General features: G+C 39.4%; 16 protein-coding genes and 2 pseudogenes. 11 read left to right on the top strand and 7 right to left on the bottom strand.

Annotation, left to right across the window (positions count from 1 at the left end; translation table 11 throughout):
* Positions 1–22 precede the first annotated feature (22 nt).
* From AC4IFO_RS08685 to AC4IFO_RS08645, 9 genes and pseudogenes are all read left to right on the top strand, one after another.
* Positions 23–1,198 carry a tyrosine-type recombinase/integrase gene (locus AC4IFO_RS08685; protein ID WP_490733527.1) on the top strand — a complete coding sequence of 392 codons (1,176 nt, stop codon included), beginning with the start codon at positions 23–25 and terminating at the stop codon, positions 1,196–1,198.
* Positions 1,199–1,309: 111 nt separating this feature from the next.
* On the top strand, positions 1,310–1,558 hold the full coding sequence (locus tag AC4IFO_RS08680; RefSeq protein WP_490733510.1) for a hypothetical protein: 249 nt from the start codon (positions 1,310–1,312) through the stop codon (positions 1,556–1,558).
* 52 nt (positions 1,559–1,610) lie between these two features.
* Complete coding sequence (locus AC4IFO_RS08675; protein WP_490733508.1) at positions 1,611–1,856, top strand: hypothetical protein; 246 nt, start codon at positions 1,611–1,613, stop codon at positions 1,854–1,856.
* Between the two features lie 682 nt (positions 1,857–2,538).
* Entirely contained in the window at positions 2,539–2,817 is a 279-nt protein-coding gene (locus AC4IFO_RS08670) for a helix-turn-helix transcriptional regulator (protein ID WP_490733506.1), read from the top strand.
* Between the two features lie 128 nt (positions 2,818–2,945).
* Positions 2,946–3,713 (top strand): antA/AntB antirepressor family protein, encoded by a 768-nt coding sequence (locus tag AC4IFO_RS08665; RefSeq protein WP_490733504.1) that lies wholly within the window; start codon positions 2,946–2,948, stop codon positions 3,711–3,713.
* A pseudogene (locus AC4IFO_RS08660) lies at positions 3,605–4,930 on the top strand (DUF927 domain-containing protein); the annotation flags it as partial. The gene AC4IFO_RS08665 and the pseudogene AC4IFO_RS08660, both read left to right, overlap by 109 nt.
* A 426-nt stretch (positions 4,931–5,356) precedes the next feature.
* Complete coding sequence (locus tag AC4IFO_RS08655; protein WP_490733502.1) at positions 5,357–5,809, top strand: ProQ/FINO family protein; 453 nt, start codon at positions 5,357–5,359, stop codon at positions 5,807–5,809.
* 77 nt (positions 5,810–5,886) lie between these two features.
* On the top strand, positions 5,887–6,465 hold the full coding sequence (locus AC4IFO_RS08650) for a YcxB family protein (protein WP_490733500.1): 579 nt from the start codon (positions 5,887–5,889) through the stop codon (positions 6,463–6,465).
* A gap of 67 nt (positions 6,466–6,532) precedes the next feature.
* The gene (locus tag AC4IFO_RS08645; protein WP_490733498.1) at positions 6,533–6,889 is read left to right on the top strand and encodes a hypothetical protein; all 357 of its coding nucleotides are present in this window, start codon (positions 6,533–6,535) and stop codon (positions 6,887–6,889) included.
* A gap of 140 nt (positions 6,890–7,029) precedes the next feature.
* Here AC4IFO_RS08645 and AC4IFO_RS08640 read toward each other — a convergent pair.
* The 5 genes and pseudogenes from AC4IFO_RS08640 to AC4IFO_RS08620 form a co-directional block, all read right to left on the bottom strand.
* Positions 7,030–8,210, bottom strand: a protein-coding gene (locus tag AC4IFO_RS08640) for an IS3 family transposase (RefSeq protein WP_490733496.1) whose coding sequence is annotated in 2 segments (ribosomal slippage) — positions 7,030–7,955 and positions 7,955–8,210 — 1,182 coding nt in all. Because the reading frame shifts where the segments join, the coding sequence is not laid out codon by codon here.
* Between the two features lie 305 nt (positions 8,211–8,515).
* Positions 8,516–9,548 (bottom strand): annotated as a pseudogene (locus AC4IFO_RS08635) (IS110 family RNA-guided transposase).
* A 150-nt stretch (positions 9,549–9,698) separates the two neighbouring features.
* On the bottom strand, positions 9,699–10,190 hold the full coding sequence (locus tag AC4IFO_RS08630; protein ID WP_490733494.1) for a hypothetical protein: 492 nt from the start codon (positions 10,188–10,190) through the stop codon (positions 9,699–9,701).
* The gene (locus tag AC4IFO_RS08625; protein WP_490733492.1) at positions 10,177–10,734 is read right to left on the bottom strand and encodes a hypothetical protein; all 558 of its coding nucleotides are present in this window, start codon (positions 10,732–10,734) and stop codon (positions 10,177–10,179) included. Before AC4IFO_RS08625 ends, AC4IFO_RS08630 begins: the two co-directional genes overlap by 14 nt.
* Before the next feature lie 2 nt (positions 10,735–10,736).
* The gene (locus tag AC4IFO_RS08620) at positions 10,737–11,216 is read right to left on the bottom strand and encodes an Hcp family type VI secretion system effector (RefSeq protein ID WP_490733490.1); all 480 of its coding nucleotides are present in this window, start codon (positions 11,214–11,216) and stop codon (positions 10,737–10,739) included.
* 981 nt (positions 11,217–12,197) lie between these two features.
* On the opposite strand from AC4IFO_RS08620, the gene AC4IFO_RS08615 reads away from it, so the two are divergent.
* Together AC4IFO_RS08615 and AC4IFO_RS08610 are read left to right on the top strand one after the other, a co-directional pair.
* Positions 12,198–12,611 (top strand): hypothetical protein, encoded by a 414-nt coding sequence (locus AC4IFO_RS08615; protein ID WP_490733488.1) that lies wholly within the window; start codon positions 12,198–12,200, stop codon positions 12,609–12,611.
* Positions 12,612–13,231: 620 nt separating this feature from the next.
* Entirely contained in the window at positions 13,232–13,513 is a 282-nt protein-coding gene (locus AC4IFO_RS08610) for a hypothetical protein (protein WP_490733486.1), read from the top strand.
* Positions 13,514–13,755: 242 nt separating this feature from the next.
* Here AC4IFO_RS08610 and fis read toward each other — a convergent pair whose 3' ends face one another.
* On the bottom strand, positions 13,756–14,052 hold the full coding sequence (gene fis, locus AC4IFO_RS08605) for a DNA-binding transcriptional regulator Fis (RefSeq protein WP_004258438.1): 297 nt from the start codon (positions 14,050–14,052) through the stop codon (positions 13,756–13,758).
* Positions 14,053–14,059: 7 nt separating this feature from the next.
* Positions 14,060–15,043: a tRNA dihydrouridine synthase DusB gene (gene dusB, locus AC4IFO_RS08600; RefSeq protein ID WP_490733484.1), complete on the bottom strand. Its 984-nt coding sequence runs from the start codon at positions 15,041–15,043 to the stop codon at positions 14,060–14,062.
* Positions 15,044–15,071 lie beyond the last annotated feature (28 nt).

Genomic DNA, 15,071 nt, shown 5'->3' with positions numbered 1-15,071 from the left:
AGTTCGTTTAGTGATTGGTTTCATTGCACTCTCCAATTTTAAATTGAAAAAGTGTCAACCTTATTCAGGACGGGTCAGAGTCACTAAAAAAGGGGCTGTCAGTTGGATTTTTAAATACAGGACTGGTGGGAGAGAAACGGAGGCGACAGTCATTACTTTGGGGCGCTATCCTGATATGAGCCTAAAGGAAGCAAGGGAACTCCGCGATAAATGCCGCAACTGGTTAGCATCGGGTAAAGATCCGAAATTACAGCTAAATCTTGATGTTCAATCTTCTTTGAAGCCAGTAACCGTTAGGGATGCTTTAGAATACTGGATTGAGAACTATGCTAAAGACAACCGAGCTAATGTTGTTCGACATGTAGCACAGCTAGAAAAGCATATTTACCCTTATATAGGTGAAATGGCTCTAAGTGACTGTGAAACTCGTTATTGGTTGACATGTTTTGACCGTGCCAGAAAAGAGTCCCCAGTGGCTACTGGTTATATTTTTCAAATGTGTAAACAGGCTTTGAAGTTCTGCAGAGTTAGGCGGTATGCCGTTAGCAGCGCACTTGATGATTTAACCATTCCTGATGTTGGTAAAAAACAAAATAAGAGAGATCGGGTATTAACTGATAATGAATTAGGCGAATTATGGGAATCCGTGAACGCTGGAAAACATATCCAGTATTACAATTATTTAATAAGAATATTAATTGTTTTTGGTTGCCGCTCGCATGAAGCCAGATTATCAGAGTGGAAAGAATGGGATTTAGATAATTGGCTTTGGACTGTACCAAGAGAACACACAAAAACAGATGAAAAAATAATTCGCCCTATTCCTGTTTTTATCAGAGAGTTTATTAATGAATTATATAGTTTAAATAAAAACACAGGTTATTTATTGGGTGAATTAAAAAATCCAGAAACTATTTCTCAATTCGGGCGCATATTGTGGAAAAAATTTGAACACTCAGAATCTTGGACTTTTCATGATCTAAGGCGAACATTCGCAACTAAGTTAAATGATATGGGGATCGCTCCGCATATTGTAGAGCAATTATTAGGGCACTCATTACCGGGTATTATGGCAATCTATAACAGAAGTCAGTATTTTCCTGAAAAACTAGACGCTTTGAATAAGTGGTGTGAGCGGTTAGATATATTGGCTGGTAATCATGAGAATGTGATGATTTTTAAAGTGGCAAGGAACTAATTATATGGCAAGCTTTAGAAAGTTAGGGTTATTTGAGCGAGAAGCGAAATCTCCAACAATAAATGTAAGCAATTATCTTTACTTTTATGTGGGCTAGACCCTGAATTAAGAATGGATGAAATACCAGAGGATAAAAAAGCTGATTACGATATATATTATAGACATATAAAAAAATGGTTTAACTCATCTGGACTATTTTCTGGAACGATAACTACAGAACAAGAATCAGACTATATGTTTGCACTTGCTCATTTACTGGTTGATGATGAGATAACTCCTCAACCTATTAAAGAACGATGTTTAAGTGCTGTTTCTCAAATAGCTTCAAAACAAAAAGGAAAAGAAATATTAAAAAATTAGGGGGGGCGAGTTAGAGTTAATAGGTATTGAATTTAGTAAAAATAAAAGAGGATTGCATAGAAAAGAAGATGAGGAAATTAATACTAATAAATTATTTGGGCTTGCTATAAGCTTGTTAGCTAAAAAAGTAGGCGGTTCATATTGTGATGGGAATAAACCAAGGGTATCTTCAATAAGAGATGCCATTATGAAATTATCTGTAGAACTTAAAATTTCTAATAATGGATTATCAAGGGCAACTATAGATAAAAAAATATCAGAGGCATTACGAACTCTTGATTATGAACGGTATGACTAAAGGCGGCTTATTCAAGTAGCGCCTAAGGGCGCTTTCAGTTGCCTAAAGGCTTTTTGTACTATTTTTATTAATTACTATTTTAATGTTCTCAGTATTTGAAAAATGTTTTGTTTAGACATCGTAGGACATCTTCAGCCAACCTCTACTTTTAGTATATTTAACGCACATATATAAGCACTTATAGGTATCTATAAGCACCTATAGGCATCTATAGTAATCCATAAGCATCCATTGTTAGTCATATGTGTTCATAGCTGTTCATACGGTTTCATAAGGTATCATGTGCTTATAGTAATGTGCAGTCCTCTTAATTTATCATTTAATCCCATAAATACTTAAATTCCTGTTTATGTAAACAGTATTGAGTTATCTTTAATTTACTGAATAATAATGGAAATATTGTTTTTTACTTATTGCGGCTTATTTTTGTCTATTTATACTTATTTATGCCATCAGTTAAAAATGTAGACTATTGCTTATATTGTTAAAGCGATAAAAATCAAAGTGTTAATTATATTTTATTTTTTCTGAATTCGTTTTAATAGAAAATTTATTTCTCACTAGAAAGATTTTTATTTTACAAGAAATAATATACATTTCAAAAGATTCTTAACTCACTGGAAATGGTTTTTTTTACAGTCCAAAATGTACTCATCAACATTGAAACAGTGAGGTCTGCACAATGAAGCAATTTTCAACACCAACACCAGAATCACGCCGTTCAATCCTTGCCGAGTATGGCGAACAGTACGATCGCCTTATCCGCGAGAAAGAACGCCAGCGCATCACATCTATTTCACGCACAACAGCCTACACACTCGAAAAGGAAGGACGTTTCCCTGCTCGTAAAGCGTTGGGGCGTAACTCTTGTGCGAGGCTTCTTAGTGACTTGTTGCTATGGGTTCATAACCCGCCAGTGGTGGAAAATATTAATAACCCATATAGCCGTAAAGTGAACTAACAGAAACAAGCCGCAATTGCACGCAATTAATCAAAATACGAATTTGCGAGCTTTTGCAACTTATTTCATTCAAGCTAAATATGTTGTCGCGACAGCTCTTATTAATTAAATAAAAAGAGTAGAAATATATGAAAACGAAAAATAGCAGCTTAACCGCTGGTGGATTCGCTCACCCTGAAAATGAACAAGCTAATACTTTCGACAATCTAATTCCTGTTACCAATAGCAATATTGACGGTAAAGAGATTCAAACTGTAAGTAGCCGTAAATTACATTCATTTCTGAAAGTAGGGCGTGATTATACGAGTTGGATTAAAGGCAGAATTAAACAATATGGTTTTGTTGAAAACGTGGACTATATCATTGTAGAAAATTTGAGCTCACCAAAACGGGGGAGCGCAAAATTCAGACAACAGCTTGAGCATGATTACATTGCCAGCCTTAACATGGGTAAAGAGTTATCTATGGTTGAGCGGAATGAGCAAGGAAAATTAGCTCGTCAGTATTTCATTGAGTGTGAAGAGCGGCTACGCAGGATCGCGCCAGAAGAACATAAGGCAGCTATACAAAACTGGCGTAAAAGCCGAGTCACAGCATGTGAGGATCATAAAAACATGGCTGAGGCTATGAAAGGCTATATTGAGCGCACGGGTGATAACCAGAAAGGCTTTGCATATAGCAATGAATCGCGCTTCATCAATAAACTAGTGTTAGGCATTGACCCGATAAAGTGGGCTAAAAACAAAGGGATCAAATCTAAAGAAGTCAGGGATAACATGAGCACAAAGGCGCGTACATCATGCCAGACGGCTCAATTATTGGCACACCCGAGCAACCGATATTTTTTAACGGGCAAAGCGCAGCCGCTACCGCCTACCAGACAAGCGGAACGGTAGAAAGCTGGCGGAATGATGTTGCGCGATTGGCTAATGGTAACAGTTTTATGATGTTTTCAATTGGCGCAGCCTTAGCCGCACCGATGACAAGTATCACAGGGGCGGACAGCTTTGGTATTCACATTTACGCCCAATCGACAGCAGGGAAAAGCACCACCGCAGATATGGCCGTGAGTTTATACGGTGATCCCGATTTACAGCGTTTAACGTGGTATGGCACTGAATACGGTATGACTAACGAGGCTGTAGCGCACAATGACGGGCTTTTGTATTTGGATGAAGTCGGACAAGGAGCAGACCCTAAACTCGTCTATAAATCGGCTTACACGCTGTTTAATGGCAAAGGCAAGATACAAGGCGCGAAAGATGGCGGCAATAGGCAGGTTCAAAGCTGGCGGACGGTAGCCATTAGTACAGGGGAAAAGGACATTGAGACTTTTTTATTAAGCTCAGGTGTGAAAGTGAACGCAGGGCAATTAGTGCGATTGCTGAATATCCCCATTGAACGCGCCACGGAACTACACGAATGTGAAACAGGGAAAGCCCACGCAGATTTAATCAAGGTGAATTGTCGTGATAGCTACGGGGCAGCAGGACGTTATTGGATTGAGTATCTATCAAATCATAAAGACGAAGCTAAAGAAGCCTACAGAGCCGCACAGCAACGCTGGAATAAGTTAATTCCAAGTAGCTATGGTGAGCAGGTACACCGAGCGAGCGACCGATTCGCCACGATTGAAGCGGCTTTGATTATGGGGCGTGTGATTACGGGGTGGAGTGAACAAGATTGTAGGGATGTAGTTCAAGCAATATTTAACGTATGGGTCGCAGAGTTTGGCACGGGAAACAAAGAGTATGAGCAAATCAAAGAACAAGCCGAGGCGTTCTTGAATGCTCACGGATTAAGTCGATTCGCCCCAATTCCTTATGATGTTAGGGATCTACCTATTAGAGACCTTGCAGGATATAGAAAGAAAGGCAGTAACGAGGATGACCCGATAATCTTTTATACCTTCCCATCCGCCTTTGAGAAAGAAATCGCGGCAGGGTTTAACTACAAGCAATTTGCTGATGTGTTAAAAATGGCTGGCATGTTAACACCGCCCACCAGTGGGAGAGGTTATCAACGAAAAAGCCCACGCATCGACGGACGGCAATTTAATTTTTACGTTTTGCAATTTGCCCCTGAGACCAATGATGATATTGATAACATATAGTTAACATCAAAAAAGTGTCAGGAAATAACTTTTCATTTTTCTCATGTGTGTAATTTTATTGTTTTAGTGTTGGTTCAGTTGGTTCAGTTGGTTCAGTTGGTTCAGTAGATAAGTTTTATTGATTTATAAGGAAAAAATAGTATTTATTGAACCAACACTGAACCAACAAGAGGCTGTTTTGAACCAACAAAGTGTCATTTTGAACCAACACAAAAAATTAGAGCGTTTTTCCTCTGGATGGCATTTTTAAATTCAATGTTGGTTCATTCATGGAAAATGTCGGTTCAAATTGGGGTTGTGTTGGTTCAGTATTTTTAAATAAATACTTTAAAAACAATCATCTTTACAAATTGAACCAACTGAACCGACTGAACCAACACCTGATCGCGTATTTAATAGAAAAGTTTTTTTGAGGAAAAAGAGAGAATGAGCCGAGCAACTTTAACATTAAGAAAATGTAACAATGGCGTAACAAACCCACCAGCAACGAACACCCAAAAAAGCATACAGGCTAAAATGCCACAGGAAGCCCCACAGCAACCGAAGAAGAAAAACAAGGCAGATGTTCACGCGAAGAAGAAACAACACCGTATCGACCGTATAGCGCAGCATTGGACGCTATTTAGTGAGCGAGAAGCCAAGCCGCTAATGATTGGCATCAAGGAAGCTATGATTGCTGAGGTTAACGATAAAGGGCTGGATATCCCAGAGATCCACATTAAACAGGGATTACGTTCATATATCAGCCGAAAGGCGTATTTGAAAGTCCTTACTCTGGGTGGCAATCGGTTTGATATGCACGGGCAACCTAACGGAGAAATCACGCCAGAACAGCAAGCCATAGCAGAACAAAAGCTGGCGGAATGGAGCAATAAATAATAAATTGCGTTTAAGCACCAGATTATATTGTCGGTACTGGTACTTACTTTCAATGATTAATTAAGGGATTAAGGTTAATGAAAAGCCGTTATCAAATTCAATTTTCAGCATCGAGATTAGAAGCAGAGAAAATAAGAAAACTAGTAGAGCAGCCCATTGTTATAGATAAAGAAAAAATGCCATACAGATTATTCACTAATCTATGGAACTTATTTTCTATGATATCGATTGTATCAGGGGGCACATTATTAATAATTGGCTATCAGGCTTATTCAGTTTTAGATGAATTTTCTAGGCTTAGAAGCTCTGGTTTTTGGTCTCTTTGTATCTTGGTAACCTCATTGATATGTTTGTATATTATATTTCGCATAGAGCAACGTTACATAAGAAAAAATGAGGAAAAAGAACAAAGCAATCCTGATAGATTGGTCAAGGTTAAAATTAACAGGAAATATATAGACAGTATTACGAAAGAGACTCTAGTCAGAGTATTTTGGCCGAATGTAGAAGAATGTTATATCAAGGAGGAATACATGTTTATTTTTGCTTCTGATGGTGAAGGAACAGTTATCCCTGCAAGAGTTCTATCCGAGGGGGAGTTTCAAGAACTACATCAGTTCGTAATGGAGCAGATAGCGAGTCATAAACCCAAATAACACACAGTCAAGATATAGTCCGAGGCAGTTATGTATAATTGGCCTTATCAACTAAAGGGATCACCAAATGAAAAAAATCATAATGGTTAGTGTTTTTGCATTAAATTTGTTTTCTGTTAACGCAGAGGCAAAATCGAATTATACGTTCGAAGAATTAGAACAAATGATCCATGATGGTAATAAAATCCCTGATAGTAAAGCGCCTATTTTATCAAAATTTTATAGTTTTGATAGTCCTTTCAAAGAATGTAGGAAGGGGGCTGATGTAGTAATAGAAAACGCCAAAGGTATGTTTCCCGTAGTGATAGATATCGATAACGAAAAAGAAAAGCATTTTAAATTTAGATCTGCGCAATTACGTGATGTTTTTACATTAGAATGCGTTAACGATGAACAGCGTGTTTATAATGCAGAATATAAATAAAAATTTTTCCGGTACGTTAAAAATGATGATTTATATACATCGTAGAGAATTTTCGGACACATTAGAAAGATTGTAAATATAGGATGGTAGCGACAATAATAAATATTAAACTGTACTAGCTCAGACTTGATCTGAAGTGGTCAACAAAAATTGGTCACCGTTTTAGAGCTTTCCCAATATAATCGTTCTGATTCATTGGGCGTTAAGCCACCGTTATATTGATGCGGTCTAATCTGACTATAATACCCAATGATATATCGTGTTATTTCTTGCTGTGCTTCTATAAAATTACGGTAACCTAAAATAGGTACCCATTCTGTCTTTAAGCTTCGAAAAAATCGCTCCATCGGCGCATTATCCCAGCAATTACCTCGTCGAGATAAACTTTGCTTTATCTGATAACGCCATAGTAATTGGCGATATTGACGGCTTGTATAATGACTTCCTTGATCTGAATGAAACAGCATATTTCTTGGCTTACCTCTTGATTCAAAAGCCATTGATAATGCTTTTCCCGTTAGTTGGCTATCGGGTGAAAATGACACCGCCCAACCAACGGGCTTTCGAGCAAATAAATCCATCACAACCGCAAGATATATCCAGCGATTACCTGACCAAATATACGTTACGTCACCTACCCAAACTTGGTTTGGCTCCGTGACCGCAAATTGTCGCCCGAGATGATTCGGTATTTCAACGTGCTCTTGAGTTGATTTTGTATATCGATGCTTCCGCATTTGGCAACTCACCAAGCCAAGTGATTTCATAATCTGAGTTGCACGATAGCGCGTTAAAGGAACCTGTTTTGTCTTCGATACAATATCAGCAATAGTACGAGCACCCGCAGAACCGTGACTGCTTTCATGAGCTTCTCGAACAAGGGCCCGAAGGCGAATTTGTTCCGCTGATGGTGTTTTTGCACGGTGACGCCAGTATTGATAGCTACTGCGATGAACACTGAACACGTTACACAGTTGTTTAATACTAAAGCGCCGGCTGAGTTTCTCGATCAGCGAGAATTGTTCAGAGAGTCCGACATCACCAGCGCTGTAGCCTTTTTTAAGATCTCATTATGCTCTTCAAGTTGCGCGATTTTCTTTTTTAATTCACGGATTTCAACCTGCTCAGGCGTCATGGGTGATGCTTTCGGTGAAATGCCCTTGCGTTCTAGCTTGAGTTGCCGAACCCATTTGTCCATGGTTGATTTACCGACGCCCATCGCGTTGGCGGCCTCGACCACGGAATAGTTTTGGTCAAGCACCAGTTGAGCCGCTTCAAGTTTGAATTCTGCGCTGAAAAGCCGTCTTATACGTTTTACCATAATTGTCACCTATCTGTTTATGAGGTGATGATATCACCTCTGAGTTGGTGACCAAATTAACTATGCCATATATGGACGTCCCGTGTTGTGCAAGCTCTGAGTTGATACGGTTTGCTGCCATATATTCGGCGTCGTTAGTGGATCTAATGACCCGCGCCATGATGTCATCCGCACCCTGTTTCCTTATCACTACATCGGTATGTCACTACCATGGCATAGTTCAGGCTATTACAGGGTCGGTTTACCGTTTTCTCATCAGTACCTGTAAACTCAGGATAAATCTTCTTCTCTGGATACAACTACGGTCAGTTCATCGCAAAAGCCCTGTCGATATTAAAACTTGTGGATTCTGTCAGTAACCGCCAGACAATGCGTGTCATCTTATTAGCCAGCGCAACAGTGGCTTTCATTTTTCCTCTTCGTTCAATAAGCTGTTTCAGCCACATTCCCAGTGCGTCATCGCGTTTATGAGCCCAGTGCATAACAGACCGCGCACCATGAATGATCAATGTCCGGAGATCTCGATTGCCGTTTTTGGTCATCGCAGAAAGGCTGCTTTTTCCTCCAGAACTGTGTTGCCTAGGAACCAGACCACACCAGGCTGATAATTGTCGTCCGTTAGTAAATTGCTCTGCGTTAACTTCACTCAAAAAAGCAGCTGCAATAAGTGGACCGATACCCGGTATTGTCATCAGTACTTTGTATTTGGGTTGTTGCTGACAAAGAGCCGCAAGACTGTGCTCTACAGTAAGAATACGTTCATTAAGTGAATGAATATTTTCTAGCAATGAGAACAGCAACTGGCGCAGCACGGGAGAAATTAACTGTTCTGCATCTTCAATAATATCGGGCAGTCGTTGCTGTAAAATATGAATCCCGACAGGGATCTCAACACCTTGTTCTGCCGCCAGTGACCGGGCCTGATTTGCCAGTGCAGTGCGTTGTTCAACCATCAACTGGCGGGCAGCTCTGAGGGCTTTAATATCTTGTTGTTCAACAGTTTTTATAGCGACAAAATGAATACCTGGGCGAAAAGCTGTCTCACAAATAGCGAGAGCATCGTTGCATCATTTTTCTGGTGATGTGTTAATGCTTTTACGTGTTGCGTGGGTATCAGTCTGACTTGAAAACCGATTGACTGAAAAGTACGCCCCAGTAGTGGGAAGTAGCACAAGCCTCCATTGCAATCATCGACCCAGGAGGGAATTGAAGAATAGTATCCAGCAATTTAGCCCGAGAAACCTTGCGGTTAGATGCAATATTCCCATCACTCATCCAGACGCAAACCTGAAAGACAGATTTTGCCAGATCGATACCGATAACTTTTATCTCGTTCATGATGTAGTACCTCTGTGAATAAAATCGCTCAACATAAGTATGGCAAAACTTACATAGAGGGACGTCCATCACATCACTACAATCTGACAGTTACCAGTTATTACATAGATTTATGTCAAATATGTAGGTTTTACAACATTTTTGCACATTTTACTGGTTTGCATTCTGTTTCAACTTACGGCTTCTATAAATTATCCTGCCGACCCAAATTATAAAACCGCTCCCCACTGAAAAAATTACAAAAATAATAGAATATGATCCAACGAATGAAATTAATATTCTAATCATAAAATCATACATCGTTTCACCAAGACAAGCCTTCCTATATATGGACTCTTTTAAGCAAGCATTGAAAAACCATGCGATCATCGGAATTAATGTAGGTGTGATGAAGTATATTAATGTTAATTTCCAAAAAGTTGATTTGCCTTTATGAAAGTAATAAAAGCTGACAACAAAAATAGAATACAGCAAATAGAAAACACCAATACCGTAATAATAATTAACTAAGGCATCGTAGTTATTTCCATAATGACCATACACACGGAAAAATGACTGGCGAATGACAATAATGTAATACGCTAGAGAACCAATAACCATTGATATACCAGATGTAAAAACTAGAAACTTATCTTTTAGCATTAGGGAAAAGTACCTCTGGTGGTTTCATTTCTAATAGTTCCGATTTAACTCCCCATGGTGTTCTAAACCCCCCCTCTAAATCTTTAAATATTCCACCACTTTCTTTTAATACCCTAGCGACATTCGTGGCGCAATGGTAATAGAACATATAATCATTATTAAAAACTATATCTTTTAATCGCTCAGCTTGTTCTCTCGGTATCGTAAACTGAATAACAACAATATCGTCACTGTCCCAACGATGGTAGGAAAGGTAAGTATCCCAATCAAAATCAGGATATTCAAGAAACTCCCCCGATCCTCGGTAAGCCATTTCATTTGCGAGACATTTTTCGCCACACCCCATATACCCGCCTGATGGGTCATACAAGAAAGCAGAATCACCATCACCCACAACTAATCCAACATGCCCCGTTAGGTCATTATCGACCATAATATAAATATGAACGGGGTCTACTATCATAGCGGTGTAAAGTGGATTGGAGGCAATAATAACAGGTACGTTATGATTATTATTGTGTACATCTACTATTGGTCTAACCATGGTTATTTGCCAGCCCATTGAGATATGCCATAACCTGAAGTGCCAGCGGCACGGTGATTTATAGAAATACTTTCGTATTTCATAGAAACCATTTCAAAAGGGGATAGCTCATTATTTAGCTGAGAATTCGGATGCTCATTGGCGATTCTAGCAATTGATGCTTTTGTTAGTTTTATTGTTTTGTAATGGAGCAGAGACCCATTTTTATCAACACGATAATAATCAAATTCGCATTCTAGTATTTCGTTGTTAGCTAAAGCAGTAAGTATGAGAGGTGAAGACTTATCATCGGCTTTAGTGAATATAAATGGCGCATAAGAAGCATTTTGCTGGCGGGAAACATCGTAGTTTGTTGAATAGACTAATATCTCATCGATATGATTTTGCTGATAACGATTGCCTATAGAATCATAACTAGAACATCCTGAAGACATTAATCCCTGGGTTTTACCCGTTAATGTTAAATAAATAATATCAGACATAAACTCCCTCCATAAAATTTAGCTTATGTATAATTAGGGCATTTATTCGAAACAAAATCTATAAGAAATTGCCTTTTTTTTAAAAACAAACGGCGGATATGTAATCATTTTTTTTAACAAATCTTAACGTTTTTCTGATACCTCAATCCTAAGTTTTCCTAAGGTTTATCGGCACTGAATCTTTGGATATATTCGGTAAATGATAACATTTGATAACGCTATCTGGCGTTTTTGCTCGAACAGGATGCTAGCATTTGCTAACGTTCAGGATGATAAGGTTTGATAAGGTAAATCCATTCGACGATTCCCTCCGCACCTTAAAAAATCGATAAATCATTTTACGCACGCATGTATCGGAATGTATCGGTATTCTGCGCATAAATGCGAACAGGTGCGTAAAGTGCGAACCGTTGTAACGCTAGATACACCAAGCTCTAGAGGTGATCCGTGCGCAATTTGGGATGTTAATAAATGTTAAGGTCAAATTGCGAATTATGAGTGGAGTGCGTAAAGTGTGAACTTGCTCAAGGCCAGTTGTATCAAGGATTAGACTGGGTTGTGCGCAGGTTTGGATGTATAGAAATGTCGAGGTCAACTGCGCATTGCCACGATAAACCACGTTTAAAATTGCGCATTCTACAGAGTGAGAACCTTAATGAAATCAAGTTATAACAATTAGTTACATTGGCATTCTTGTATTTTGATATATAGATTTATTGAGATAGATTGCGCATCGTGCGCAAAAAAAACTGCACATTGCGAACAAATCTGCGCAAAGTGTGAATTTCATAAAAATATATGTAATACAAAGTATTATCATAATTTGTGCGCAGCAATTTGCGCATTACAATGCTAAGATTTGCTAAGATTTTATTGAGATTTGCGCAAAAAAATTGCGAATGAACCCCAAGTTTTACGGGGGTAATTCAGGCCGTATACTGACCCATACTCAGCAATTATAAAAACCAAACAGGTGAATTTATGTCAGGAATATTTGAAGTAACAACGTCAGAAGATATGTTTTATCATTTCAGTGCAAAATACCAATTATTTATAAGTGCTCCGTCCACATCCACATTGCTAGATGTTTTGTTCCCATGTTCCCACCTCAAGGAGTGGATAGAAAAAGATGGCCAGAAAAATGAAAGGACTGAATTAACATTACAGCAATTGGATAATTCTACAGAATATAAGGTCATTCGCTCGATGTGTAATAACACAAAACATTTCTATAAAAAGTCAGCACCAGAGACCAAAATCATATCTGGTGCGCGAGCGGGTATTGCTAGAGCTGGGGATTCATTAGGGCAAAACTATTTCTTAGTTGATGAGGTGGATATCAGAAATCACCTAAGCGCAGTCTATGAAATTTATATGCGACATTTTAAAGGATAAACCGATTGTGCAACGGCATGAGAGTAATCTATTGATTTTTATCATGACGCAAATCTGCGGCATCCCAGCAGCAAGGAATAAACATTATCCCCAGGCTTTAATGGTGGTGCAAATCACTACAGCAGACAGCATGGGGTAATCGCGACTGAGTACGTTATACGTTCGCAGTTAAGTAACGCATTGATTTTTATTATGACCCAAATTTGGTTCATCTTAACTGTCACGAAAATCATGATAGTTATGGGTGTGGTGCAAATCACCATACCTTTACAGTTGTTGCGATATCACAACAGTTTGATTTTATTCTAAAGCATTTATGAGTGCTCTGGTTTCCCAGAGGACAAAAATGTCCTCTGAACTATTGAGAAAATCATATTTGTGGAGTTATCAATCAGTTATCGAGATAGTTGAGAGGTTACGACGAATTTCTTCGGAAGCCGCCACTGGCGTTTACCGAGAGTATCAACAGGTTAGAACGTTTAACGTACAGACATCAAAAATAGGACTCCTTAATCTCAAGGAGACCAATAAACTCCTTATAAAACATTAATGTCCAAACTTGGGCAATAAGCCCATCGCCACTCATATGAACAGCCCACCTCCAGCCAGAGAGAGAAATCATGCGCAAGAAAAAAGCAAAGTCGAACCCAGTAGCCACTATTACCGGAATAGTCACTAAAAGCCCTCAGCGAGTCGCTACAGCCACCGGCAAAGTAATTGCTTCAATGATGGTTGAAGTACAAAGCGAGCAGCGTAGTAACTATCCGATGAAGATAACAGGCTTTGATGAGCAGGCATTAAATCTAATGCTATGCAGAAAGGGGCAAGAGGTGACGATTGCGGGAAGATCTTCCTACTGGCGGGGATATCAGCTAGTAGTCAACAATATACTTACACTTTAATTCCGTGAGGGTAACCAAAGGGCGCATGTTAAATTTTTGATTGTTATTTAAACAATGAAAATTTCATAGGTTACCTATTTAGGAAAATATTCCAGTGTATTTATTGTACAGATTAGCTAATTTTTACAGGAGTTTTTAAGTAAAAAATTATACGTGGGGTGCATGGTGGGGTAATCATAAGAAAAAAGCACTCCCTAAAATGTAGAAAGTGCCTTTAAAAACACTGCATTAACCGACTAGGATTAGTTCATGCCGTATTTTTTCAGTTTCTTACGCAGAGTTCCGCGGTTGATACCCATCATCAGGGCTGCACGGGTCTGGTTTCCACGGGTATATTGCATAACCATGTCCAACAAAGGCTGTTCTACTTCAGCCAATACCAGCTCATATAAATCATTAACATCTTGATTGTTTAATTGAGCAAAATAGTTCTTCAGTGCTTGCTTAACTGAGTCACGTAACGGTTTTTGAGTTACTTGATCTTGTGAATTTACAGTAGCAACGGTTAGTACGTCAGAATTTACGCGTTGTTCGAACATAGTTCTGTCAGCTCTTATCTTTATTTACGCAAAAATTTTCAAAAAATGCTTCCAACACCTCCAGCTGTTCGCTGGCATCCTCAATGGCGTTGAATGAGCGCCGAAACTGGTCATCAGGTGCATGTTCTTTTAAGTACCAAGAAACATGTTTGCGCGCGATACGGGCTCCTTTGCCTTGACCATAAAAGTCGTGCAATTCCTGTACGTGCGCGAGCATAATGCGTTGTACCTCTGCCATAGGCATTGGTGGCAAAATCTCACCTGTGTCCAGATAATGCTGGATTTCCCGAAAGATCCAGGGTCTTCCCTGAGCCGCTCTGCCTACCATCAAGGCATCCGCCCCTGTGTAGTCTAGAACTGCTCTGGCTTTAAGCGGGTCAGTAATGTCGCCATTGGCAATAACCGGAATGGTAACAGTCTGCTTAACTGCCCGAATGTTGTCATATTCAGCTTCCCCATTAAACAGACAGGCTCTAGTTCTGCCGTGAATAGTGAGGGCTTGAATGCCACAATCTTCGGCCAATTTGGCAATCTCTATGCAGTTTCGCTCTTCAGGTGACCAGCCTGTGCGGATCTTAAGAGTAACGGGAACATCCACTGCTTTAACAACGCCTTCAAGAATCGATTTCACGATGTCTGGATAACGTAACAGTGCCGAACCTGCAAGCTTACGATTCACTTTTTTAGCTGGACAGCCCATGTTGATATCGATGATTTGAGCGCCACTCTCAACGTTGATTTGAGCCGCGGCAGCCATTTCATCGGGATCATTGCCAGCTATTTGAACAGAACGAACCCCAAGTTCATCGCGATGAACCATTCTGAGTCTAGATTTGTCAGTCTTCCAAACTTGAGGATTAGAAGAAAGCATCTCCGATACTGTCATTCCAGCACCCATGTCATAACAGAGCGACCTAAACGGTTTATCTGTAATGCCTGCCATGGGGGCAGCAATAAGACAGTTTCTCAACTGATATTGTCCGATTCGCATATCTAAATGGGGGCCATACTGTGACTGC

It is taken from the genome of Providencia sp. UF-224, from assembly GCF_058245955.1.
Note: the sequence above shows the minus strand (reverse complement) of the source record. Positions and strands in the feature narration are given on the sequence as shown.